The organism is Kocuria sp. CCUG 69068 (assembly GCF_020833785.1).
Taxonomy (GTDB): Bacteria; Actinomycetota; Actinomycetes; order Actinomycetales; family Micrococcaceae; genus Kocuria; species Kocuria rosea.
The window spans coordinates 1-23472 of sequence record NZ_PDDL01000029.1 but is presented as its reverse complement, the minus strand read 5'-3'; the positions used below and the strand labels follow the sequence as shown (position 1 = coordinate 23472).

At 72.7% G+C, this 23472-nt stretch carries 22 protein-coding genes; 17 read left to right on the top strand and 5 right to left on the bottom strand.

The genetic code is table 11. From position 1 onward, the window contains the following. Nucleotides 1–8: 8 nt before the first annotated feature. Nucleotides 9–755: a response regulator transcription factor gene (locus CRM73_RS07960; protein ID WP_276321322.1), complete on the bottom strand. Its 747-nt coding sequence runs from the start codon at nt 753–755 to the stop codon at nt 9–11. Nucleotides 756–993: 238 nt separating this feature from the next. Between CRM73_RS07960 and CRM73_RS07955 the strand changes: the two genes are divergently transcribed. From CRM73_RS07955 to CRM73_RS07920, 8 genes are all read left to right on the top strand, one after another. Continuing rightward, nucleotides 994–2220 carry a heparan-alpha-glucosaminide N-acetyltransferase domain-containing protein gene (locus tag CRM73_RS07955; RefSeq protein WP_229587320.1) on the top strand — a complete coding sequence of 409 codons (1227 nt, stop codon included), beginning with the start codon at nt 994–996 and terminating at the stop codon, nt 2218–2220. Between the two features lie 34 nt (nt 2221–2254). Continuing rightward, nucleotides 2255–3541 (top strand): serine hydroxymethyltransferase, encoded by a 1287-nt coding sequence (gene glyA, locus CRM73_RS07950; RefSeq protein ID WP_017832174.1) that lies wholly within the window; start codon nt 2255–2257, stop codon nt 3539–3541. A gap of 2 nt (nt 3542–3543) precedes the next feature. After that, nucleotides 3544–4431: a bifunctional methylenetetrahydrofolate dehydrogenase/methenyltetrahydrofolate cyclohydrolase gene (locus CRM73_RS07945; protein ID WP_229587318.1), complete on the top strand. Its 888-nt coding sequence runs from the start codon at nt 3544–3546 to the stop codon at nt 4429–4431. Between the two features lie 125 nt (nt 4432–4556). Further along, complete coding sequence (locus CRM73_RS07940) at nt 4557–5084, top strand: hypothetical protein (RefSeq protein ID WP_031282329.1); 528 nt, start codon at nt 4557–4559, stop codon at nt 5082–5084. Nucleotides 5085–5159: 75 nt separating this feature from the next. After that, entirely contained in the window at nt 5160–5996 is an 837-nt protein-coding gene (locus tag CRM73_RS07935) for an exodeoxyribonuclease III (protein ID WP_017832177.1), read from the top strand. A gap of 57 nt (nt 5997–6053) precedes the next feature. Then, on the top strand, nt 6054–7118 hold the full coding sequence (trpS, locus tag CRM73_RS07930) for a tryptophan--tRNA ligase (RefSeq protein WP_229587316.1): 1065 nt from the start codon (nt 6054–6056) through the stop codon (nt 7116–7118). 28 nt (nt 7119–7146) lie between these two features. Then, nucleotides 7147–7710, top strand: coding sequence for a 2'-5' RNA ligase family protein (locus CRM73_RS07925; protein WP_229587314.1), 564 nt, complete (start codon nt 7147–7149; stop codon nt 7708–7710). Between the two features lie 11 nt (nt 7711–7721). After that, the gene (locus CRM73_RS07920) at nt 7722–8828 is read left to right on the top strand and encodes a YhjD/YihY/BrkB family envelope integrity protein (protein WP_229587312.1); all 1107 of its coding nucleotides are present in this window, start codon (nt 7722–7724) and stop codon (nt 8826–8828) included. Between the two features lie 76 nt (nt 8829–8904). On the opposite strand, the gene CRM73_RS07915 is transcribed toward CRM73_RS07920, so the two are convergent. The 4 genes from CRM73_RS07915 to sdhC all read right to left on the bottom strand — a co-directional run bounded on the left by CRM73_RS07915 (nt 8905) and on the right by sdhC (nt 12610). Then, on the bottom strand, nt 8905–9876 hold the full coding sequence (locus CRM73_RS07915) for a succinate dehydrogenase iron-sulfur subunit (protein WP_229587311.1): 972 nt from the start codon (nt 9874–9876) through the stop codon (nt 8905–8907). Then, complete coding sequence (gene sdhA, locus CRM73_RS07910) at nt 9876–11627, bottom strand: succinate dehydrogenase flavoprotein subunit (protein ID WP_017832182.1); 1752 nt, start codon at nt 11625–11627, stop codon at nt 9876–9878. Before sdhA ends, CRM73_RS07915 begins: the two co-directional genes overlap by 1 nt. A 108-nt stretch (nt 11628–11735) precedes the next feature. After that, nucleotides 11736–12224, bottom strand: a complete 489-nt coding sequence (locus tag CRM73_RS07905; RefSeq protein ID WP_017832183.1) for a succinate dehydrogenase hydrophobic membrane anchor subunit — start codon at nt 12222–12224, stop codon at nt 11736–11738. A 5-nt stretch (nt 12225–12229) separates the two neighbouring features. After that, a complete protein-coding gene (gene sdhC / locus CRM73_RS07900) occupies nt 12230–12610 on the bottom strand; it encodes a succinate dehydrogenase, cytochrome b556 subunit (RefSeq protein WP_017832184.1) in 381 nt (126 codons plus the stop codon). Nucleotides 12611–12834: 224 nt separating this feature from the next. Between sdhC and CRM73_RS07895 the strand changes: the two genes are divergently transcribed. From CRM73_RS07895 to CRM73_RS07855, 9 genes are all read left to right on the top strand, one after another. Next, nucleotides 12835–13962, top strand: a complete 1128-nt coding sequence (locus CRM73_RS07895) for a mannose-1-phosphate guanylyltransferase (RefSeq protein WP_017832185.1) — start codon at nt 12835–12837, stop codon at nt 13960–13962. A gap of 39 nt (nt 13963–14001) precedes the next feature. After that, nucleotides 14002–15249, top strand: coding sequence for an amidohydrolase (locus CRM73_RS07890; RefSeq protein WP_017832186.1), 1248 nt, complete (start codon nt 14002–14004; stop codon nt 15247–15249). A 107-nt stretch (nt 15250–15356) separates the two neighbouring features. After that, nucleotides 15357–16466 (top strand): BMP family protein, encoded by a 1110-nt coding sequence (locus CRM73_RS07885; RefSeq protein WP_017832187.1) that lies wholly within the window; start codon nt 15357–15359, stop codon nt 16464–16466. Between the two features lie 118 nt (nt 16467–16584). Continuing rightward, nucleotides 16585–18231 carry an ABC transporter ATP-binding protein gene (locus CRM73_RS07880; RefSeq protein WP_229587310.1) on the top strand — a complete coding sequence of 549 codons (1647 nt, stop codon included), beginning with the start codon at nt 16585–16587 and terminating at the stop codon, nt 18229–18231. Next, complete coding sequence (locus CRM73_RS07875) at nt 18228–19508, top strand: ABC transporter permease (protein WP_229587309.1); 1281 nt, start codon at nt 18228–18230, stop codon at nt 19506–19508. Before CRM73_RS07880 ends, CRM73_RS07875 begins: the two co-directional genes overlap by 4 nt. Further along, entirely contained in the window at nt 19505–20893 is a 1389-nt protein-coding gene (locus CRM73_RS07870) for an ABC transporter permease (RefSeq protein ID WP_017832190.1), read from the top strand. The genes CRM73_RS07875 and CRM73_RS07870 overlap by 4 nt, the downstream gene beginning before the upstream one ends. Nucleotides 20894–20900: 7 nt before the next feature. Continuing rightward, complete coding sequence (locus CRM73_RS07865; protein ID WP_017832191.1) at nt 20901–21329, top strand: cytidine deaminase; 429 nt, start codon at nt 20901–20903, stop codon at nt 21327–21329. A gap of 18 nt (nt 21330–21347) precedes the next feature. Beyond that, nucleotides 21348–22655 carry a thymidine phosphorylase gene (locus tag CRM73_RS07860; RefSeq protein ID WP_229587308.1) on the top strand — a complete coding sequence of 436 codons (1308 nt, stop codon included), beginning with the start codon at nt 21348–21350 and terminating at the stop codon, nt 22653–22655. A gap of 113 nt (nt 22656–22768) precedes the next feature. Further along, nucleotides 22769–23472: hypothetical protein (locus CRM73_RS07855; RefSeq protein ID WP_229587307.1), on the top strand; the 704-nt coding region annotated here is incomplete at its 3' end.

Below are 23472 nucleotides of genomic sequence, written 5' to 3'. Positions count from 1 at the left end.
GCGGGTGCTCACTCGGCCGGTTTGAGCACGTAGCCGGCGCCGCGCACGGTGTGGATCATGGGCGGGCGCCCGGCGTCGATCTTCTTGCGCAGGTAGGAGATGTAGAGCTCCACCACGTTGGTCTGGCCGCCGAAGTCGTAGCCCCAGACCTGCTCGAGGAGCTGCGGCTTGCTCAGCACCCGGCGCGCGTTCTCCATGAGGCAGCGGAGCAGGTCGAACTGGGTGGCCGTCAGCGCGATCTCCTCGCCCCCGCGGCTGACCTCCCGGGTGTCCGCGTTGAGCACGAGGTCGCCCACGACCAGCTCCGCGGCGTCCGGGTGGGCGATGCCCGCGCGCTGCACCAGGCGGTGCAGCCGCAGCAGCAGCTCCTCCATGTCGAACGGCTTCGTCACGTAGTCGTCCCCGCCCGCCGCCAGGCCGGTGATGCGGTCCTCGGTGCTGTCCTTCGCGGTGAGGAACAGGGCCGGGACGGTGGGGGAGAAGGAGCGGATCCGCTCGAGCACCTCCACCCCCGAGCAGCCCGGGAGCATGACGTCCAGCACCAGGACGTCGGGCCGGAAGCCGCGGGCCTCGGCCACCGCGGCGTCCCCGTCGTGGGCGGAGCGCACCTGCCAGCCCAGCATCGACAGCCCCATGGACACCATCTGGGCCAGCAGCGGCTCGTCGTCGACGACGAGAGCGCGCACCGGTGCCCCGTCGGGGTGCCGCAGGCGCGGGAGGTCCACGGCGGTGGGCCGCTGCACGGGCTCGGTCACGACGGAATCCCTCCTGGTCCCCGCCGGCGGCACCGGCGTCCTCGGACCGTCCTCAGCGTAGCGCCGCACCGGCCCCCGATCACCTGCGGATCGTTTGCGGACGCACTTCACAGCCCCGGCACAGGAACCCGATAAGAGCGCCACATCCCCGTCTGCTGGAGTGGATCCACGACCGGGCCCGGAGGCCCGGACCCCCGGGCAGGTGCCCGCGGGGCACCACGAGAGGGGAACCACCGCCATGCTGCACACCCGCCACCCCGCCGGACAGGCCCGGGCCGCGGCGCCGTCCGCGGGCCCGCCCGCCCGCCGGCGCCTGGTCGGGATCGACGCGGCCCGCGGCCTCGCCCTGCTCGGCATGGTCTCCGTGCACATCCTGCCGTCCTGGGACCCGGAGACCTTCGAGGCCACCGCCCAGTGGACGCTGTTCTCGGGCCGGGCCGCCGCCCTCTTCGCCCTCCTCGCCGGCGTGGGCCTGGCCCTCGGCTCGGGCGGGACCCGGGTGCACGAGGGCCGGCGGGCGACCGCCGACCGGGCCGGCCTGCTCGTGCGCGCGGTACTCATCACCGCGCTGGGGCTGCTGATCAACCAGCTCTCGCCCGGCGACCCGCCCGCCTACAACATCCTGGTCTACTACGGCGTGTTCTTCCTGCTCGCCCTGCCCTTCCTGCACCTGTCCGTGCGCGCCCTGCTCGCCTGGGCGGCGGGGCTCGCCGTGCTCGGTCCCGTGCTGGTGCACTCGCTCGGCCCCGTGCTGCCCGGGTTCACCGTCTACAACCCCGGCCTCGCCGAACTCGTCACCGAGCCGGGCACCACCCTCGCCCAGCTGCTCGTGACCGGTTCGTACCCCGGGGTGACGTACCTCGTCTACCTCCTCGCAGGCCTGGCCCTGGGCCGGCTGGACCTCTCGGCCGTGCGCACGCAGGCCGGCCTCGCGATCGGCGGGGCCGCGCTCGCGGTGTTCTCCGCCGTCACCTCCTGGTTGCTGCTGCACCCCCTCGGCGGCATCGAGCGGCTGCTCGCCGCGAGCCCCTCCCTGGACCGGGGGGACGTCCAGGACGTCCTCGTGTACGGGCCGGACCCCGTCCTGCCCTCCGCCACCTGGTGGTGGCTGGCCGTGACCGGGCCGCACACCAACACCCCGCTCGCCCTGCTGAGCGGGGTGGGCACCGGCGCCCTCGTGCTCGGCCTGTGCCTCCTCGTGGCCCGCCGGGCCGAGCACGTGCTGCTGCCGCTGGTCGCGGCCGGCTCGATGACGCTCACCCTGTACTCGGCGCACCTGCTCGGGCTCTTCCTGGAGCTGCACTACGAGCAGCCGGTGCTGTGGTTCCTCGTGCACGTCCTGGTGGGCACCGTGTTCGCCGTCCTGTGGCACCGCGCCCGGGGCCAGGGACCCCTCGAGCGGGTCGTCGGCCGGGCCGCCCACGCCGGACGGGACCGGGTGCTCCGCCATCGCCTAAACTCGTAGACGGTCCACCCAGGTCCCCGACTTCAGGAGCGGCATGTCCACGAGCACGTCCCCGTCCGTCACCAACCAGCCCCTCGCCGAGGTCGATCCGGAGATCGCGGCGGCGATCGCCGACGAGCTCGGCCGCCAGCGCGGCACCCTCGAGATGATCGCCTCCGAGAACTTCGCGCCCCGGGCGGTCCTCGAGGCCCAGGGCTCGGTGCTGACGAACAAGTACGCCGAGGGCTATCCCGGGCGCCGCTACTACGGCGGCTGCGAGTTCGTCGACGTCGTCGAGAACCTGGCCCGGGACCGGGCCACGGCCCTGTTCGGCGCCGAGCACGCCAACGTGCAGCCGCACTCGGGCGCCCAGGCCAACACGGCCGTCATGCAGGCGCTCATGACCCCCGGCGACAAGCTGATGGGCCTCTCCCTGGCCCACGGCGGCCACCTCACCCACGGGATGAAGCTCAACGTCTCCGGCAAGCTCTACGAGATCGCGGCCTACGAGGTCGACCCCGACACCTACACGATCGACATGGACAGGGTCCGGGAGCAAGCCCTCGCCGAGCGCCCGCAGGTCATCGTGGCCGGCTGGTCCGCGTACTCGCGGGAGCTGGACTTCGAGGCGTTCCGCGCGGTCGCCGACGAGGTCGGGGCGAAGCTGTGGGTGGACATGGCACACTTCGCCGGCCTCGTGGCCGCGGGCCTGCACGCCAACCCCGTGCCGCACGCCCACGTGGTCACCTCGACCGTGCACAAGACCCTCGCCGGACCCCGCTCCGGCGTGATCCTCACCACGGGCGAGCTCAAGAAGAAGATCGACTCCGCCGTCTTCCCGGGCCAGCAGGGCGGCCCGCTCATGCACGCCATCGCGGGCAAGGCCGTGGCCTTCAAGATCGCGGCCACCGAGGAGTTCCGCGCCCGCCAGGAGCGCACGGTCGAGGGCGCCCGGATCCTCGCCGAGCGCCTCGGGGCCGACGACGTCGCCCGGGCCGGGGTGTCCGTACTGACCGGCGGCACCGACGTGCACCTGGTGCTGGTGGACCTGCGCGACTCCGAGCTGGACGGCAAGCAGGCCGAGGACCTCCTGCACCGGGCGGGGATCACCGTCAACCGCAACGCCGTGCCGTGGGACCCGCGGCCGCCGATGGTCACCTCCGGGCTGCGGATCGGCACCCCCGCGCTGGCCACGCGCGGCTTCGGCGCACCGCAGTTCGAGGAGGTCGCCGAGATCATCGCCACCGCCCTGAAGCCCGGGGCCGACATCGACGCCCTGCGGGCCCGCGTGGACCGGCTGGCCGCGGACTTCCCGCTCTACGACGGCCTCGAGGAGTGGTGAGCGTGGGCGCACGGATCCTCGACGGACGGGCGGCCTCTGCCGCCATCAGGACCGAGCTCGCCGAGCGCGTGGCCGTGCTGGCGGAGCGGGGGGTCACCCCCGGCCTCGGCACGGTGCTCGTGGGCGAGGACCCCGCCTCGCACTCCTACGTGGGCGGCAAGCACAAGGACTGCGCCGAGGTCGGCATCTCCTCGATCCGCCGCGACCTGCCCGCGGACGTCTCCCAGGAGGAGCTCGAGCGCGTCCTCGACGAGCTCAACGCGGACCCCGCGTGCACCGGCTACATCGTCCAGCTGCCGCTGCCCGGGCACATCGACACCAACGCGATCCTCGAGCGCATCGACCCGGACAAGGACGCCGACGGGCTGCACCCGACCAACCTCGGCCGCCTCGTGCTCAACGTCTCCGAGCCGATGACCTCCCCGCTGCCGTGCACGCCGAACGGGGTGATCGAGCTGCTGCGCCGCAACGGTGTCGAGCTCGCGGGCCGGCACGTGCTCGTCGTGGGCCGCGGCGTGACCGTCGGACGGCCGATCGGGCTGCTGCTGACCCGCAAGGAGATCAACGCCACGGTCACCCTCGCCCACACCGGCACGCAGGACCTCGACGCGCTGCTGGCCCAGGCCGACGTCGTCGTGGCCGCCGCCGGGCGGCCGCACATGATCACGGCCGACAGCCTCAAGGACGGCGTGGTGCTCCTCGACGTCGGGGTCTCCCGCGTGGAGGACCCCGAGACCGGGAAGAAGAGGCTCACCGGGGACATCGACCCGGCCGCCGCGCAGAAGGCCTCCTGGATCTCCCCCAACCCCGGCGGGGTGGGGCCCATGACCCGGGCCATGCTGCTGCTCAACGTGGTGGAGACCGCGGAGCGGCACGCCGGCCTCCGCTGAGCGCCGTCCACCGCGCCGCGCCCCCGGGAGCCCTCGCTCCCGGGGCGCGGCCGTCCCCGGCGCCGGGCGGGGACGGCGCCCGCGCCGGTTCGTGGCCCGGGCCGGGATTTGAGACAATGGGGACCATGCGCTCCCTCGGATCCCCGACCCCGTCCACCGCCCCGGCCGCCGAGCCCGCCTCCCGCACCGCCCTGTGGGGCACGGTGATCGGACTGGCCGTGCTCGTGGTGATCTTCGTGGTGGCGCTGCTGCAGGCCGCGAACGCCAACTCGTGGCTGGGCTGGGCGCTCGCCGGCATCGCCCTCGGCTGGCTGCTGCTCGCCACCTGGGTGGTGCTCATGGTCCGCAAGGCCGCCCGCTTCGGCCGCCGGCAGGTCGACGAGGCCCGGGAGCAGCTGCGCACCGGCTCCGGCCGCGCCCCCACCGTCACCGGGTCCGCCGCCGCCGGCTCCATGCGGGACGAGAAGCTCTCCCACAGCTTCCAGATCGTCCTGGTCCAGTCCAAGGTGATCAAGCAGGAGCTCGCCGCGCTGCCCGTCGAGGGCCCCGAGCGCGAGGCGCTGGACCGCGCCCTCGACACCATCGACATCACGGCCGGCAACGGGATGAGCATGCTGCGCCAGGAGCCCCTCAGCGGCACCGTGGTCGACTGACCCCGACCGCCCCGCGGCACGAACCCCCGCAGCACGACCCCCGCTCACCACCACCCGGAAGCCAGGTGCCCCCGCATGTCCCGCCCCGAGAACGTCCTGCGCGTCGCCACCGTCAACGTCAACGGCATCCGCGCCGCCTACAAGCGCGGCATGGCCGACTGGCTGGCGGGCCGTGACGTCGACATCCTGTGCCTGCAGGAGGTCCGGGCCCCCGACCGGATCGTCCGGGACCTGCTCGACGAGCAGGTGTGGGACGTCCACCACGCCGAGGCCGCCGACAAGGGCCGGGCGGGCGTGGCCGTGGCCACCCGCCGGGACGCCCGGGACGGGTCCCTGCTGCCCGTGCGGCGGCGCGACTCCATCGGCCACGAGCACTTCGAGACCGCGGGCCGGTGGGTCGAGACGGACCACGACCTGGCCGACGGCACCACGCTCACCGTGGTCTCGGCCTACGTCCACTCCGGGGAGGTCGGCACCCCCCGCCAGGACGACAAGTACCGCTTCCTCGACGTCATGAGCGAGCGGCTGCCCGAGCTCGCCCGCACGCGGGAGCACGTGCTCGTCGTCGGCGACCTCAACGTGGGGCACACCGAGCTCGACATCAAGAACTGGAAGGGCAACGTCAAGAACGCCGGCTTCCTGCCCGAGGAGCGCGCCTACTTCGACCGCTTCTTCGGCGAGCACGGGTACAAGGACGTCGCCCGGGAGCTGGCCGGACCGGTCCCCGGGCCGTACACGTGGTGGTCGTACCGCGGCAAGGCCTTCGACACCGACGCCGGGTGGCGCATCGACTACCACATGGCCACCCCGGGGCTCGCGGCCCGGGCGGTGACCGCCGCCGTGGACCGCGCCCCCAGCTACGACACCCGCTTCTCCGACCACGCGCCCGTGGTGGTCGACTACCAGCTCTGACCCGTTCGCCCGCTCCGCGCCCCCGCCGGCGCCCGCCCGATCGAAGGACCCCGCACCGTGACCCCTGAGCCCGTACCGTTCGACGTCCCCACCGCCTCCGGCAGACCCCGTGTCGTCTCGGGGGTGCAGCCCTCGGCGGACTCCCTGCACCTGGGCAACTACGTGGGGGCCATGCGCAACTGGGTGGACCTGCAGGACGACAACGAGTGCGTGTTCTTCGTGGCCGACCTGCACGCCATCACCGCCGAGCAGGACCCGGCCGCCCTGGCCCAGCGGACCCGTGTCACGGCGGCCCAGTACATCGCCGCGGGCATCGACCCCGAGCGCTCCACCCTGCTGGTGCAGTCCCACGTGCCCGAGCACGCCCAGCTGGCCTGGGCGCTCAACTGCATCACGGGCTTCGGCGAGGCGTCCCGGATGACGCAGTTCAAGGACAAGTCCGCCCGGCAGGGCGCCGAGAACGCCACGGTCGGCCTGTTCGCCTACCCGGTGCTCATGGCCGCCGACATCCTGATCTACCAGGCGCACCAGGTCCCGGTGGGGGAGGACCAGCGCCAGCACCTCGAGCTGACCCGCAACCTCGCCCAGCGCTTCAACACCCGCTTCGGGGACACGTTCGTGGTGCCGGACGCGAAGATCCTCGCCGAGTCCGCCAAGGTCTACGACCTGCAGAACCCCACCGCCAAGATGTCCAAGTCCGCCGCGTCCGAGAGCGGGCTGATCCGGCTGCTCGACCCGGCCAAGAAGAACGCGAAGAAGATCAAGTCCGCGGTCACCGACGACGGCACGGAGATCCGCTTCGACCGCGAGGCCAAGCCGGGCATCGCCAACCTGCTGACCGTGTACTCGGCGCTCACCGGCCGGCCCGTGGCCGACCTCGTGGCGGAGTACGAGGGGAAGCTCTACGGCCACCTCAAGGTGGGGCTGGCCGAGGTGGTCACCGAGACCCTGGACCCGATCCAGGCCCGCGCCCAGGAGCTGCTGGACGACCCCGCGGAGCTGGACCGCCTCCTCGCCCGGGGCGCCGAGAAGGGCCGCGAGATCACCGTCCGGACCCTGGCGGGGGTCTACGACCGGATGGGCTTCCTGCCGCGCCTGGGCGGGTCCGGGGGGCTGGGCTAGGCTGGGTCCCGTCCTGTGAGGAGTTGAGTTGACCCGAACGCAGCAGTCCCCCACCATCCGCCCCGGCCAGGTGTACGCGGGCGTGGTGATCGAGCTGCCCGAGCCCGTGGGCCGGGAGCTCCAGGACTGGCGCGCGTCCTTCGGGGACCCCGCCTCCTACGCCGTGCCGGCGCACATCACGCTGATGATCGCCCCGCAGGCGGAGCGCTGGGCGGACGTCGTGCAGCGGGTCGGGGCCGTGGCCCGCGAGTGGGAGCCGTTCCGGGTGGAGATCAACGGCACCGGCACGTTCCGCCCCGTGAGCCCGGTGGTCTACCTGCGCATCCAGGAGGGCGAGGAGCAGTGCCGCGCGCTGCACGACGCCCTGCACGAGGAGCACCTCGTCTCGGCGTCCCCCTTCGAGTTCCACCCCCACGTCACGATCGCCCAGGCCGTGGAGGAGGAGGACCTCGACCGCGCCCAGGAGATGCTGCGGACCTACCGCGCCGGGTTCCTCGTGGACCGGATCGGTCTCTACGAGCTCGACGGCCGGGGCGTCTGGCGGATCCGCGAGGAGTTCCCCTTCACGGGGCGCGACCGCGACCGGCGCTGAGCCGCCCGGCCATGAGCACCCGCGCCGGCCCCCGCACCGGCCCTGCCCCCGAGCTGCCGCCGCGCGCGATCGACCGCCACGGCATGCGGCGCGAGGCCCTGCGCCAGCGGGCGCTGCTGCGCGAGAAGCGGGCCGCCGGCGCCGGCGCCCTAGGGCTGGCCGGCTCGGTGCTCGCCGTGGCGCTCGCCGAGACCTACCGGCGAATGCCGGTCCGGGTGGTCCTGCACTACCTCTTCCACGGCGGGCCCCTCATGGCGGCGGGCCTGTCCTTCGTGCTGATCTTCGCGTCCACCGCCCTGCTGGTGATGGGCTTCTCCGTGATCGGCGTGTTCCTCGGCAACGACCCCCTGGTGCGCGACGCCGTGGTGGAGGCCGTGACCGAGCGCGTCCCCGGCCTGCTGGACACCGGGGACGGGGGAGTGGTCCCCCTCGAGCTGCTCGAGGACACCCGGCCCTTCACCCTGGCCACGGTGATCGGCGGCGCGGTCCTGTTCTTCTCCGGCTGGCGCTGGGTCTCCGGGGTGCGGCTCGCGTTCCGCCGGCTCTTCGAGGTGCCTCCCGCGCAGGGCCTGCCCATCGCGGCCGTGCCGCGGGACCTGCTGGGGCTGCTGCTGCTGGGCGTGCTGCTCGCCCTCTCGGTCGTGGCCAACGGCGCGGCCTCGGGCCTCCTGGGCTTCCTGCTGGACACCGCCGGGGAGCTCGGCTGGGGCAGCGGCCCCGACTGGCTGCGCACCGGGCTGACCTGGGCGCTGAGCACCCTGCTCGTCGTCGTGCTGGACGCCCTGTTCGCCCTCGAGCTCGTGCGGGGCGTGGCCGGGCTGCGGATCACCCGCCGTGCCCTGGCCGTCACCGTGCTCGCCGCGGCGGCCGGCAGCTTCGCGCTGCGCTACATCGGGGGCACGGTGGTCGCCGGGGCCACCACCAACCCGTACCTGCTCTCGGTCGCCCTCGTGGTGGGCGTGCTCCTGTGGTTCTACCTGTTCAACCAGATCCTGCTGTTCTCGGCGGCGATCGGGGCGATCGTGCACGCGGACCAGCGCGGCGGGCGGGTGCACCCCGACGGCGAGAACGTGGCGATCACCGTGGTGCCCATGGCCACCCTGACCGGGCGCCGCTGAGCCGCCGCCGCGCACGGACGACGGCGGCCCGCCCCCTGCCGTGCAGGGGACGGGCCGCGGCGGCCTGGGGGCACGCTCACATGGAGCGGCTCAGGATGGCGTTCTTGACCTCGGCGATGGCCTTCGTGACCTGGATGCCGCGCGGGCACGCCTCGGTGCAGTTGAAGGTCGTGCGGCAGCGCCACACGCCCTCCTTGTCGTTGAGGATCTCCAGGCGCAGGTCCCCCGCGTCGTCGCGGGAGTCGAAGATGAACCGGTGCGCGTTGACGATCGCCGCCGGACCGAAGTACTGGCCGTCGGTCCAGAACACGGGGCAGGACGACGTGCACGCGGCGCACAGGATGCACTTGGTGGTGTCGTCGAAGCGCGCCCGGTCCTCCTGGGACTGGTAGCGCTCCATGGTCGGCTCGTTGCCGCCGGCCACGAGGAACGGCATGATCTCGCGGTAGGACTGGAAGAACGGCTCCATGTCCACGATCAGGTCCTTCTCGCACGGCAGGCCCTTGATGGGCTCCACCGTGACGGGCTTGGACAGGTCGAGGTCCTTGAGCAGCACCTTGCAGGCGAGGCGGTTCTGGCCGTTGATGCGCATGGCGTCCGAGCCGCACACGCCGTGCGCGCAGGAGCGGCGGAAGGACAGCGAGCCGTCGATCTCCCACTTCACCTTGTGCAGGGCGTCCAGCACACGGTCGGTGCCGTACATGGTGAGCTTGTACTCGTCCCAGCGGACCTCGTCGGAGACCTCCGGGTTGTAGCGGCGGATCTGCAGGGTGAGGTCGAAGGTCGGGATCTCGTCGCTGGCCTGCTGCTCCTCGGGCAGGTCCACGCGCGCGGCGGGCTCCCCGCCCTCGGCGTTCTCGGCGGCGGGGTCCACGGCCGGGGCCGCGGCCTCGTCGCGCTCGTCGACCGACCCGGCGTCCGCGTCGGTCTTGTAGCCGGCGCGGTCGTCCTGGGCGTGGCCCGGGGCGTGGCCGTGCTCGGGGGCGCGGTCCTGGGGGTCGTCGTCGCGGCCGTCCTCGGGCCGGTCGGGAGTGTGTGCGGTAGACATCAGTACTTACGCTCCATGGGCTCGTAGCGGGTGAAGATGACGGGCTTCGTCTCCTGCCGGATCCCCGCGGTGGGGGAGGAGGGGTCGAGGTAGACCATCGAGTGCTTCATGAAGTTGGCGTCGTCGCGCTCCGGGAAGTCCTCCCGGAAGTGCCCGCCGCGGGACTCGGTGCGGTGCAGGGCGGCCACGGTCATGACCTTCGCGAGCTGCAGGAGGAAGCCGAGCTCCACGGCCTCCAGCAGGTCCAGGTTGAAGCGCTTGCCCTTGTCCTGGATGGAGATGTTCGCGTACCGGGCCTCGAGGGCGGCGATGTCGTCCAGCGCCGTCTGCAGGGTGTCGGCGGTGCGGAACACCTGGACGTTGAGGTCCATGGTGTCCTGCAGGTCCTTGCGGATCGCGGCGACCTTCTCGGTGCCGGTGCCGTTGCGGGCGTTGTCGAGCAGCGCCACGGTGCTGTCCAGGGCGGTGTCCGGCACGGGCACGAACTCGGCCCGCTGCGCGTACTCGGCGGCGTAGATGCCGGCGCGCTTGCCGAACACGTTGATGTCCAGCAGCGAGTTGGTGCCCAGGCGGTTGGAGCCGTGCACGGACACGCAGGCGACCTCGCCGGCGGCGTACAGGCCCGGGACCACGTTCTCGTTGTCCTGGAGCACCTCGGCCTTGATGTTGGTCGGGATGCCGCCCATGGCGTAGTGGCAGGTCGGGAACACCGGGACGGGCTCGGTGTAGGGCTCCACGCCCAGGTACGTGCGGGCGAACTCCGTGATGTCGGGCAGCTTCGCGTCGATGTGGGCCGGCTCGAGGTGGGTGAGGTCGAGCAGGACGTAGTCCTTGTTCGGCCCGGCGCCGCGGCCCTCGCGCACCTCGTTGGCCATGGAGCGGGCCACGATGTCGCGGGGGGCGAGGTCCTTGATGGTCGGGGCGTAGCGCTCCATGAACCGCTCGCCGTCGGCGTTGCGCAGGATCCCGCCCTCGCCGCGGGCGGCCTCGGAGACGAGGATGCCCAGCCCGGCCAGGCCGGTGGGGTGGAACTGGATGAACTCCATGTCCTCGAGGGGCAGGCCGTTGCGGAACGCGATGGCCATGCCGTCGCCGGTGAGCGTGTGGGCGTTGGAGGTCGTCTTGTAGACCTTGCCCGCCCCGCCGGAGGCGAAGACCACGGACTTGGCCTGGAAGACGTGCAGCTCCCCGGAGGCGAGGTCGTAGGAGACGACGCCGGCGACGCGGCGCTGGCCGTCGACCTCGGTCATGATCAGGTCCAGGACGTAGTACTCGTTGAAGAACTCCACGTTGTGCTTGATGCAGTTCTGGTACAGCGTCTGGAGGATCATGTGGCCGGTGCGGTCCGCGGCGTAGCAGGCGCGGCGCACGGGGGCCTTGCCGTGGTCGCGGGTGTGGCCGCCGAAGCGTCGCTGGTCGATCTTGCCCTCGGGGGTGCGGTTGAACGGCAGGCCCATCTTCTCGAGGTCGAGGACGGCGTCGATGGCCTCCTTGGCCATCACCTCGGCGGCGTCCTGGTCGACCAGGTAGTCACCGCCCTTGATGGTGTCGAACGTGTGCCACTCCCAGTTGTCCTCCTCGACGTTGGCGAGGGCCGCGCACATGCCGCCCTGCGCCGCGCCGGTGTGGGACCGCGTGGGGTACAGCTTGGTCAGTACGGCAGTGCGGGAGCGCTGACCGGCCTCGATGGCGGCGCGCATACCGGCACCACCGGCGCCGATGATGACCACGTCGTACTTGTGAACCTGCATACCGGTTGTTCTTTCTGTTGGGTGTTCCGTCGGATGTGCTGGGGCCCGGTCGCCTGTGACCGGACGGCGGAGACGGCCCGCCGCGGGGCGGGCCGTCTCCGGCAGGGATCAGCCCGCGGTGCAGAAGCTCGCGAGCAGCGCGGGGTCCGCGCCGGCCGGGCAGGGCTCGAAGGTGAAGATGACGAGGGTGCCGAGCAGGATCACGAAGGCGGACGTGGTGAAGAGGAAGACCTTCAGCCAGAACCGGGTCCGGTCCTTCTCCGCGTAGTCGTCGATGATCACGCGCAGCCCGTTCGTGCCGTGCAGCATCGCCAGCCACAGCAGGAGCATGTCGAAGACCTGCCAGAACGGGCTGGCCCACTTGCCGGCCACGAACGCGAAGTCGACGGCGTTCACGCCGCCCTCCGGGCCCACGAGGTTGACCCAGAGGTGGACGAAGACGAGCACCAGCAGGATCACGCCGGACAGGCGCATGAACAGCCACGCGAACATCTCGAAGTTGTTGCGGCGGGACGAGGAGCGGTTGTACTTGATGCCGTTGACCTCGAGGTCCTTGCTCCGGGGGACCGAGATGCTTGCCTTGAGCGGAGTGCTCATAGTGATTAACCCCCGAAGACGTGGGACAGGTGACGGATGAGGAAGGGGATCATGACGACGACCCACAGGGCCAGGACGCCCCAGAGCATCTGCTTCTGGTACTTGGTGCCGCTGGACCAGAAGTCGACCATGATGATGCGCAGGCCGTTGAAGGCGTGGTAGACGATGGCCGCCACGAGGCCGGCCTCGCCCAGGCCCATGACCGGGTTCTTGTAGGTCGCCATGACCGCGTTGTAGGCCTCGGGGGAGACCCGCACGAGCGCCGTGTCCAGGACGTGGACCAAGAGAAAGAAGAAGATGGCCACGCCGGTGATGCGATGGGCCACCCAGGACCACTGGCCATGAGCCTGGCCGCGGTACAGGGTGCCCTTGGATGTCTTCGCCACTGAAAAACCTCCCTGAGTCGCTCGCCGTCGTGCGCTCTAGAAATGTTCGGGAATTCGCACTGCGCACGACGTGAGCGGAGCCCTCCGGCTCTGTGTCGGATGATGCGCGAGTTCCCTCCCACGATACCAGCACGACCGGTGTTTACTGACAGGCTGTCCCGCACGGGCGCACGGGTTCCGCCGCGCGCGCACGTCGTTTTCCGCGGGCTCCCGGGCGACGTCGTATGGTGTTCTCCGTGACCTCCCCACTCGCGCACTTCCACCCCTTCATCCCTGCCGGAGGGGTGGGCTCCCGGCTGTGGCCCCTCTCCCGGGCCGACGCCCCCAAGTTCCTGCTCGACCTCACCGGCTCCGGCTCCTCCCTGCTCCGCGCCACGTACGACCGGCTCGCGGGCCTGGGCGACGGCCCGGTCATGGTCGTGACCGGGCGCACGCACGCGGCCGCGGTCTGCCGCCAGCTCCCGGAGCTCTCCACCGGCGACCTCGTGCTCGAGCCGTCCCCGAAGGACTCGGCGGCGGCCATCGGCCTGGCCTGCATGCTCGTCCAGCGCCGCGACCCCGAGGCGATCATCGGGTCCTTCGCGGCCGACCACGTGATCGAGCCCGCCGGCGCCTTCCAGGACGTGGTCCGGGAGGCCGTGGCCGCGGCGGCCTCGGGGCGGATCGTGACGATCGGGATCCCGCCGAGCTCCCCGGCCACTGGCTTCGGCTACATCCGGGCCGGCGCCCAGCTCGGGCTGCCGGACGCGCCCCACGCCCTGCAGGTCGAGGAGTTCGTCGAGAAGCCCGACGAGGACACCGCCCGGCACTACGTGGCGAGCGGCAACTACACGTGGAACGCCGGGATGTTCGTGGCGCCCGCGTCCCTGATGCTGCGCCACCTCGCCGCGAGCCAGCCGGAGCTGCACGCGGGGCTCACCGAGATCGCCGACGCCTGGGGCACGCCCGCCCAGGACGAGGTGGTGGACCGGGTGTGGCCCGGGCTGCCCAAGATCGCGATCGACTACGCCGTGGCCGAGCCCGCGGCGGCCGCCGGGGACGTGGCCATGGTCCCGGCGAGCTTCACCTGGGACGACGTCGGGGACTTCGCCGCGATCCGGCGGCTCAACCACGTCGACCCCGAGACCGACCCCGACGTCACGGTCCTCGGCGACAACAGCCGGGTGCTCTCCGACAGCTCCAGCGGCATCGTCGTCTCGGACACGGGCCGGCTGATCGCGCTGATCGGGGTCGAGGACATCGTCGTCGTCGACACCCACGACGCGCTGCTGGTGACCACCCGGGAGCACGCCCAGCGCGTCAAGGACGCGGTGGCCTCCCTCAAGCAGAGCGGCAACACGGACGTCCTGTGAGCGTCGGGAGCGGCGCGCGCCCGGGAGTAGTCTGGACAGATGCCTGACGCGCCATCCTCCGCCGCGGCCCTGGAGGCCGGCCTCCCGCCCGCCATCGGCCCCCTGCTCAAGCGCTACCTGCCCGACCTGATCGCCTTCCGGCGGGACCTGCACCGCCACCCGGAGCTGTCCTACCAGGAGTTCCGCACCACGGACCGGATCGTGGGCGCCCTGGAGAACATGGGCCTGTCCCCGGTGCGGCTCTCGGACACCGGGTGCTACGTGGACATCGGGCACGGCCCGATCGGCGTGGGCCTGCGGGCGGACATCGACGCGCTGCCGATCCAGGAGGGCACGGGCCTCGAGTACTCCTCCGTCAACGACGGCGTGGCGCACTCCTGCGGGCACGACATCCACGCCACGGTGATGGTGGGCGTGGCCAAGGTGCTCGCGGACCTGCACCGGACCGCACACATCGCCGGGACCGTGCGGATCGTCTTCCAGCCCGCCGAGGAGCAGCTGCCCGGCGGCGCCCTCACCGTGCTGCGCCAGGGCGTCCTCGAGGGCGTGCCCCGGATGTTCGCCCTGCACTGCGAGCCCAAGGTCGACGTCGGCCAGGTCGGCACCCGGATCGGCGCGATCACGTCCGCCTCCGACACCGTGCGCATCGAGTTCACCGGCCGCGGCGGGCACACCTCCCGCCCCCACCTCACGCAGGACCTCGTCTACGCGATGGCCCAGATCGCCGTCAACGTCCCGGCCGTGCTCTCCCGGCGGATCGACGTGCGCTCCGGCGTGGCCGTGGTGTGGGGCCAGATGCACGCCGGCGTGGCGCCCAACGCCATCCCCGCCACCGGGTTCATGTCCGGGACGATGCGCTGCCTCGACGCCGACGCCTGGCACCGGGCGGGCACGCTGCTCGACGAGGTCGTGCACCAGGTGGCCGCGCCCTACGGGGTGGACGTGGAGCTGGAGCACATCCGCGGCGTCCCTCCCGTGGTCAACGGGGAGGTGGAGACCACCCTCATCGAGAACGCCGCCCGCGCCGAGCTCGGCGAGGACGCGGTGGTGCTGGTGCACCAGTCGATGGGCGGGGAGGACTTCGCGTGGTTCCTCCAGGAGGTGCCCGGGGCGATGATGCGGCTGGGCACGCGCACGCGGGGCGGGCACACCTACGACCTGCACCAGTCGGACTACGTGGCGGACGAGGCCGCGATCGGCTGCGGCATCCAGGTCATGACCAACACGGCCCTGCGCGCCATCCGGCTGCACTCCCGGCAGACACGGCCGGACGTCACCACGAATTAACGCGGGCCTCCGGCGCCCCGCCACTACCCGTGGGTAGAGTGGCACCACGTCGCGCTTGCCGCGTGACCGGGATCACCGCCCGGCCGCGCCCGTCTCCTGGAGGAACCATGACCTTCCCGCCCCGGACGTCCCGAGGAACCCGCCCGCTCTCCGCCGCCGCGCTGCTCGGCGCCTCCGCCCTCGTGCTCGCCGGCTGCGGCGCGGCCCCCGAGGAGGGCGGCGAGGCGCAGGAGCAGGCCACCGACTTCACCGGCTGCATCGTCTCCGACTCCGGCGGGTTCCAGGACCGCTCCTTCAACCAGAACTCCTACGAGGGCCTGCAGGCCGTCGAGGAGTCCATGGGCATCGAGGTCAACCAGGCCGAGTCCCAGGCCGAGACCGACTTCGAGCCCAACCTGACGTCCATGGTGCAGTCCGGGTGCGACCTCACGCTGTCCGTGGGCTTCCTCCTCGCCGACGCCACCCGGGCCGTGGCCGAGGCCAACCCCGAGTCCAACTTCGCGATCGTCGACGACGCCTCGATCGAGCTCGACAACGTCAAGCCGCTCGTCTACAACACGGCCGAGGCCGCGTTCCTCGCCGGCTACGTGGCGGCGGGCAGCACCCAGAGCGGGACCGTGGCGACCTACGGCGGCATGGACATCCCCACCGTGACGGTGTTCATGGACGGCTTCGCCGACGGTATCGACCACTACAACGAGACCAAGGGCGAGGACGTCCGGCTCCTGGGCTGGGACAAGGACTCCCAGGACGGCACCTTCGTCAACAGCTTCACCGACACCTCCGCGGCGAAGACCACCACGCAGAACTTCATCAACGAGGGCGCGGACATCGTGCTGCCCGTGGCCGGGCAGGCCGCCCTCGGCACCCTCGACGCCGTGGTCGAGGCCAACGGCGGGGGCGGCGACGAGGTCCGCTTCGTGTGGGTCGACGCCGACGGCTACGAGACCCTCGACCAGGGCCAGGAGTACCAGCTCACCTCGGTGCTCAAGCAGATGAGCACCTCCGTGCAGGACGTCGTCGAGTCGGCCGCCGAGGGCGAGTTCAGCAACGAGCCCTACGTCGGCACCCTCGAGAACGACGGCGTGGGCATCGCCCCGTTCCACGACCAGGAGGAGGCCGTGGGCGAGGAGCTCGCCGCCGAGGTCGAGCAGCTGCGCCAGGACATCATCGACGGCACGGTCACCGTCGAGTCCGAGAACTCGCCGCAGGCCTGATCCCGGACGACACCGACCACCGCACCCACCGCCGCCAGCGAGGGCCCCGGCCGCAGCTGGCGGCGGTGGCGTGCCCGCCCCGGGCCGGCGGACGGCCCAGGAGGAGGACCACCCCACCATGAAGCTGGAACTGCAGTCCATCACCAAGCGGTTCGGCTCCTTCGCGGCCAACGAGGACGTCGACCTCGTCGTGGAGCCCGGGCAGATCCACTGCCTCCTCGGCGAGAACGGGGCGGGCAAGTCCACCCTGATGAACGTCCTCTACGGCCTGTACCGGCCGAGCGGGGGGCGCATCCTGGTGGACGGCGCCGAGGTGTCCTTCCGGGGCCCGGGGGACGCCATGGCCGCCGGGATCGGCATGGTGCACCAGCACTTCATGCTGGTGCCGGTGTTCACCGTCGCGGAGAACGTGGCCCTCGGCGCGGAGAGCACCCGCGGCGGCACCCTCGACCTCGAGACCACCCGCCGCCGGATCCGGGAGATCTCCCAGCGCTACGGCTTCCACGTGGACCCGGACGCCGTGGTCGAGGACCTGCCCGTGGGCGTGCAGCAGCGCGTCGAGATCATCAAGGCCCTCGTGCGGGAGGCGCAGGTGCTCATCCTGGACGAGCCCACCGCGGTGCTCACGCCCCGGGAGACCGACGAGCTGCTCGAGATCATGCGCCAGCTGCGCGGGTCCGGGAAGTCGATCCTGTTCATCTCCCACAAGCTGCGGGAGGTCAAGGCGATCTCCGACGTCATCACGGTGATCCGCCGGGGCCGGGTGGTGGGCCAGACGTCCCCGGAGGCCTCGACCTCCGAGCTCGCGGCCCTCATGGTGGGCCGGGACGTGTCCCTGACCGTCGCCAAGGGCGAGGCCGAGCCGGGGGAGCGGGCCCTGCAGGTCTCCGGGCTCACCGTGGTCGCGGACAACGGCGTGAAGCTGCTCGACGACGTCGGGTTCGACGTGGCCCGCGGGGAGATCCTCGCGGTGGCCGGCGTGCAGGGCAACGGCCAGACGGAGCTGGCCGAGGCGATCCTCGGCCTGCGGGAGCGGGCCACCGGCTCGATCCGGCTGGGCGGCACGGAGCTGCTCGGGAAGTCCGTGCGCCAGGTCCTCGACGCCGGCGTGGGCTTCGTCCCGGAGGACCGCTCCACGGACGGGCTCGTGGGCCCGTTCACCGTCGCCGAGAACCTCGTGCTGGACCTCTACGGCGACGACCGCTTCTCCCGCGGCCCGTCCCTGCGGCTGGGCGAGGTCCAGGCCAACGCCCGCCGCGCCGTCGAGCAGTTCGACGTCCGCACCCCCTCCGTGGACGCCCCCGTGCAGACCCTCTCCGGCGGCAACCAGCAGAAGGTCGTCATCGCCCGGGAGCTCTCCCGGCCCCTCGAGCTCTTCCTCGCCTCCCAGCCCACCCGCGGGGTGGACGTGGGGTCCATCGAGTTCATCCACGAGCAGATCGTCGCCGAGCGGGACAAGGGCGTGGCCGTGCTCATCGTCTCGACCGAGCTCGACGAGGTGTACGCGCTCGCGGACCGGATCGCCGTGTTCTTCCACGGCCGGATCATGGGGATCGTGGGCCCCGACACCCCGCGCGACGTCCTGGGCCAGATGATGGCAGGGGCCACCGCCGAGGAGCTCGGCGCGGCCGGCGTCCGGCCCGACGGCGCGCGGCGGACCGGGGCGCAGCCGGCCGTCCCCCCGCAGACCGGCGCCCCACCGACCGATGCCCCGCAGGCCGGCGCCCCGCAGGCCACGGCGCAGCACCCGAAGGAGCAGGCATGAGTGCCACCGGAGCGGCCCCCGCGGCCGCCGACCAGCAGAAGGCGCCGCCGCCCACAGCCGTCGCCCCCGGGAGCTCCCGGCGGGACTGGACCGGCTCCGCGGTGCAGTCCGTGCTCGCGATCGTCGCCGCCCTGCTCCTGGGCGGGCTCCTCATCGCCCTGACCGACGACCGGGTGGCCGACGCCGCGAGCTACCTCTTCGCCCGCCCCGGGGACACGCTCGCGGCCATGTGGGCCGCCGCGTCCTCCGCCTACGAGGCGATGTTCTACGGCGCCGTCTACAACCCGAACGGCAGCACGTTCGCGCAGCGGGTCTACCCGCTCGCGGAGACCCTCACCGTGGCCACGCCGCTGATCCTGGCTGGGCTCGGGGTGGCCGTGGCCTTCCAGGCCGGGCTGTTCAACATCGGCGCCCAGGGGCAGCTGCTGATCGGCGCGGCGCTGGCCGCCTGGGTCGGCTTCTCCTGGCAGCTGCCGGTGGGCGTGCACCTGCTCGCCGTGATCCTCGCCGGGGCCCTCGGCGGCGCGCTGTGGGGGGCGGTCGTGGGCGTGCTCAAGGCCCGCACCGGCGCCCACGAGGTGATCCTGACGATCATGCTCAACTACATCGCGCTCAACCTCGTCGCCTGGCTGCTCACCCGCCCGGCGTTCCTGCGCCCGGGCTCCTCGAACCCCGTCAGCCCCCAGGTCGCGGACACCGCGATGTTCCCCAAGCTGCTGGGCGAGCAGTTCCGGCTGCACTGGGGGTTCGTGCTCGCGGTCCTCGCCACGGTGTTCGTCGCCTGGCTGCTCAAGCGCTCCACGATCGGCTTCGAGCTGCGGGCCGTGGGCGCCAACCCGCGCGCGGCCCGGACCGCCGGCATCTCGGTCACGCGCGGCTTCGTCGTCGTCATGGTCCTCGCGGGCGCCCTCGCGGGACTCGCGGGCGTGGCCCAGATCTCCGGCACCGAGCGCGCGCTGACCGCGGGCGTCGCCGCGTCCTTCGGCTTCGACGCGATCACGGTGGCCCTGCTGGGCCGGTCGAAGCCGTGGGGCACGTTCTTCGCGGGCCTGCTCTACGGCGGGTTCCGCGCCGGCGGCGTCACCATGCAGTCGATGACCGGCACGAACATCGACATCGTCCTGGTCGTGCAGTCCCTGATCGTCCTGTTCATCGCCCTGCCGCCGCTGGTGCGGACCGGGCAGGACCGGGTCCGCTCCCGCCGCGGCGGGAGCGCCACCACCACGGCCGCCACCGCGACCGCCACCGCGACCGCCACCGAGGGAGGCCGGGCATGAGCTCGCAGCATCCGGAACCGCGCCCCGAGCAGGCGCCCTGGGACTCCGGCGGCCCGGCCGGCGGTCCGTCCGGCGGCACCGCCGCGACGACCCTGCCCCCGCCGGCCGAGGCGGAGCTGTCCACGACCGCGGCCAACGAGGTCGTGGGCGTCACCAGCTGGCGCACCCCGGTGGTCCTCGGCCTCCTGAGCCTCGTGGCCCTGCTGCTGTTCGGGCTCAACGCCCCGGACAACACGGTGAGCTTCCGCGTCTCGGAGGCCGGCGACCTCTTCCGCGTGCCGGACCTCGTGGTGCACGGCGTGCTGTGGGGCTGGGTCACCGTGGCCGTGCTCGCCGGGCTGACGGTCCTCGCGGTCCTGCGCGCCCGGGCCGGGGCGCACCTGCCCCGGTGGGCGGTGCTCGTGTTCGGCTTCTTCTTCGTCAGCGGCTTCCTCGTGTGGGTCGTGGGCAGCGCGCGCAGCCCGGACGTGTCCCTGTCCGGGCTGCTGGCCGGGTCCGTGGCCCTGGCCATCCCGCTGATCTTCGGCTCCCTGGGCGGCCTGCTGTGCGAGCGCTCCGGCGTGATCAACATCGCGATCGAGGGCCAGCTGCTGTTCGGCGCGTTCTCCGCGGCCGTGGCCGGCTCCCTCTCCGGCAGCGCCTGGGTGGGGCTGCTCGCCGCCGTGCTGGGGGCCGGGCTCGTCTCGCTCGTCCTGGCGGTCTTCTCGATCACCTACCGGGTCAACCAGGTGATCGTGGGCGTGGTGCTCAACGTGCTCGTGTCCGGGCTGACCGGCTTCCTCTTCGCCACGGTGCTGGAGTCGGACCCGGGCGTGTTCAACTCCCCGCCGCGGCTGCCGCGCTTCGCCGTGCCCGTGCTCTCGGAGATCCCCCTGATCGGGCCGATCGTCTTCGACCAGTCCGTGATCGGCTACCTGATGTACGCCGCGGTGGCGCTCGTGTGGTTCGCGCTCTACCGGACGCGCTGGGGGCTGCGCACCCGGTCCGTGGGGGAGCACCCCAAGGCCGCGGACACCCTGGGCGTGAAGGTCAACGCCCTGCGCTTCCGCAACGTGCTGCTCGGCGGGATGGTCGCCGGTCTCGGCGGCGCCTTCTACACGCTGGTCTCCGTCTCCGCGTTCACCCGGGACATGACCTCCGGCGCCGGCTACATCGCGCTGGCCGCCCTGATCTTCGGCCGCTGGAACCCGGTCGGGGCACTGCTCGCGTCCCTGCTGTTCGGCTTCGCGTCCAACCTGCAGTCGATCCTGTCCTTCCTGGGCACGCCCGTGCCCAGCCAGTTCCTGGCCATGCTCCCGTACGTCGTCACGATCCTGGCCGTGGCCGGGCTCGTGGGGGTCTCCCGCGGTCCCGCGGCCATCGGCAAGCCCTACACCAAGGAGTGAGCGCCCCGTGAACGAGCCCCTGCGCCCCGGCGGCGAGGCGACCGACGACGGGCCCCGGATCGACTGGGACCGACTGCGGGAGGCGGCCGTGGCCGCCCGCGAGCACGCCTACGTCCCGTACTCGCGCTTCCCCGTGGGCGCGGCAGCCCTCACCGAGGACGGGCGGGTGGTCTCCGGGTGCAACGTGGAGAACGCCTCCTACGGCCTGACCCTGTGCGCCGAGTGCGCCCTGGTGTCCGCGCTGCACATGTCCGGCGGCGGGCGGCTCGTCGCGTTCGTGTGCGTGGACGGGAACGGCGACGTCCTCATGCCCTGCGGACGGTGCCGGCAGCTGCTGCACGAGCACCGCGCGCCCGGCCTGCGGCTGCTCACCGTCTCCGGGGTGCGCACCATGGCCGAGGTGCTGCCCGACGCCTTCGGCCCCGAGAACCTCTAGTCCCCGAAAGGACCCCACATGACCGAGCAGTTCGACGCCGTGGACGTCATCCGGACCAAGCGCGACGGCGGTGCCCTCTCGCCCGGGCAGATCGCGTGGGTCCTGGACGCCTACACCCGCGGTGTCGTGGCCGAGGAGCAGATGAGCGCCCTGGCCATGGCGATCTTCCTGCGGGGCATGGACCGGGACGAGATCGCGGCCTGGACGCGGGCGATGATCGCCTCGGGCGAGCGGATGGACTTCTCCGCGCTCGTGCGCTCCGGGGCGCGCTCGGCCACCGCGGACAAGCACTCGACCGGCGGGGTGGGGGACAAGATCACGCTGCCGCTGGCCCCGCTCGTGGCCGTGTACGGCGTGGCCGTCCCGCAGCTGTCCGGGCGCGGCCTCGGCCACACCGGCGGCACCCTGGACAAGCTCGAGTCCATCCCCGGCTGGCGGGCGGCCCTGTCCAACGAGGAGATGCTGGCCCAGCTGCGGGACGTGGGCGCGGTGATCTGCGCCGCGGGCTCCGGCCTGGCGCCCGCGGACAAGAAGCTCTACGCGCTGCGGGACGTCACCGGGACGGTCGAGTCGATCCCGCTCATCGCGTCCTCCATCATGTCCAAGAAGATCGCCGAGGGCACCCAGTCCCTCGTGCTCGACGTCAAGGTGGGCTCCGGGGCGTTCATGAAGGACCTGGCCTCCGCCCGCGAGCTGGCCCGCACGATGGTCGACCTCGGCACCGGCGCCGGGGTCACGACCACCGCCCTGCTCACCGACATGTCCACGCCCCTCGGCCTGGCGGTCGGCAACGCCGTGGAGGTCCAGGAGTCCGTCGAGGTGCTCGCCGGCGGCGGCCCGGCCGACGTCGTGGAGCTCACCGTGGCGCTCGCCACGGAGATGCTCGCCGCGTCCGGGGTCCCGGACGCCGACCCGGCGGAGGCGCTGCGGGACGGCCGGGCCATGGACGTGTGGCGGGCCATGGTGGCCGCCCAGGGTGGCGACCCCGACGCCCCGCTGCCGCGGGCCCGGGAGTCCGAGACCGTGGTGGCCGAGGCCGACGGCGTGCTCGCCGAGCTCGACGCCCACCGGGTGGGGGTGGCCTCCTGGCGCCTCGGGGCGGGCCGCGCCCGGCGCGAGGACCCCGTCCAGGCCGGCGCCGGCGTGCTGCTGCACGCCAAGCCCGGGGACGCCGTCCGGGCCGGGCAGCCGCTGCTGACCCTGCTCACAGACACCCCCGAGCGCTTCGCACGGGCCCGGGAGGCCCTCGAGGGCGCCGCCGTGATCGCCCCGGAGGCGCCGGCGTCCCGGCCGGACCGCGCCGTGGTCCTGGAGACCGTGCGGTGATCGCCGGCCGCTGAAGCGCCGGGGCCGGATGCCGGGCCCGCCTATACTGCGGAGAGAACCAGCGCGAAACGAGAACCGAGGGCGTGCGCACACGCTCGGAAGGGTGGGTCCAGTTGGGTCTGCGAGGCATTTTCCGGAAGAACACCGAGGACAGCACACCGCGCCACGAGACCGGACGGCCCGAGCAGCCGGCCGGTCCGACCGCCGGCCCCGACACCTGGACCCGGGAAACGGGCCGGGACGGCGACCGGGGCACCGGTTCCCGGGGTCCGGACGGGCACGGTCACGAGGAGCACGGCCCGGAGGAGGTCCGGCCGCTGCCGGACCGCGGACCGCTGCCCTTCCTCGTGGACCGGCTGACGTCCCGGGGGGCCGACCGCGCCGTGCTCACGCTCGTCCAGCGCGGCAACACCATGACCCACCAGACCCAGCAGTCCGTGGGGGACGCCGACCCGTCCGTGGAGTCCGGCACCGTGGACCAGGACTCACCGCTCTTCGACCCCGTGGCCGACCTCTACAGCGAGGCCATGTCCTCGCCCCGCGGCGCGTGGCAGAACGCCCGCATCGAGGTGGGCCCGGAGCAGGACGGGGTCCGCCCCGTGGTGACGACCTACGGCTTCGCCGACGGCAGCGAGGACGTCCGCACCTGGCGGTCGGGGCGGCCCACGCCGGGCGCCGCTGCCGCGGGCACGCGGTCCACTGCGGAGACGAGCTCCGCCGAGGACCGGCCCGCCGGTGAGCGCCCCACCGGGGAGCGGTCCGACGACGAGCGCCGTCCCGCCGCATCGGAGCCGACGGGCCCGGCCGCGCAGCACTC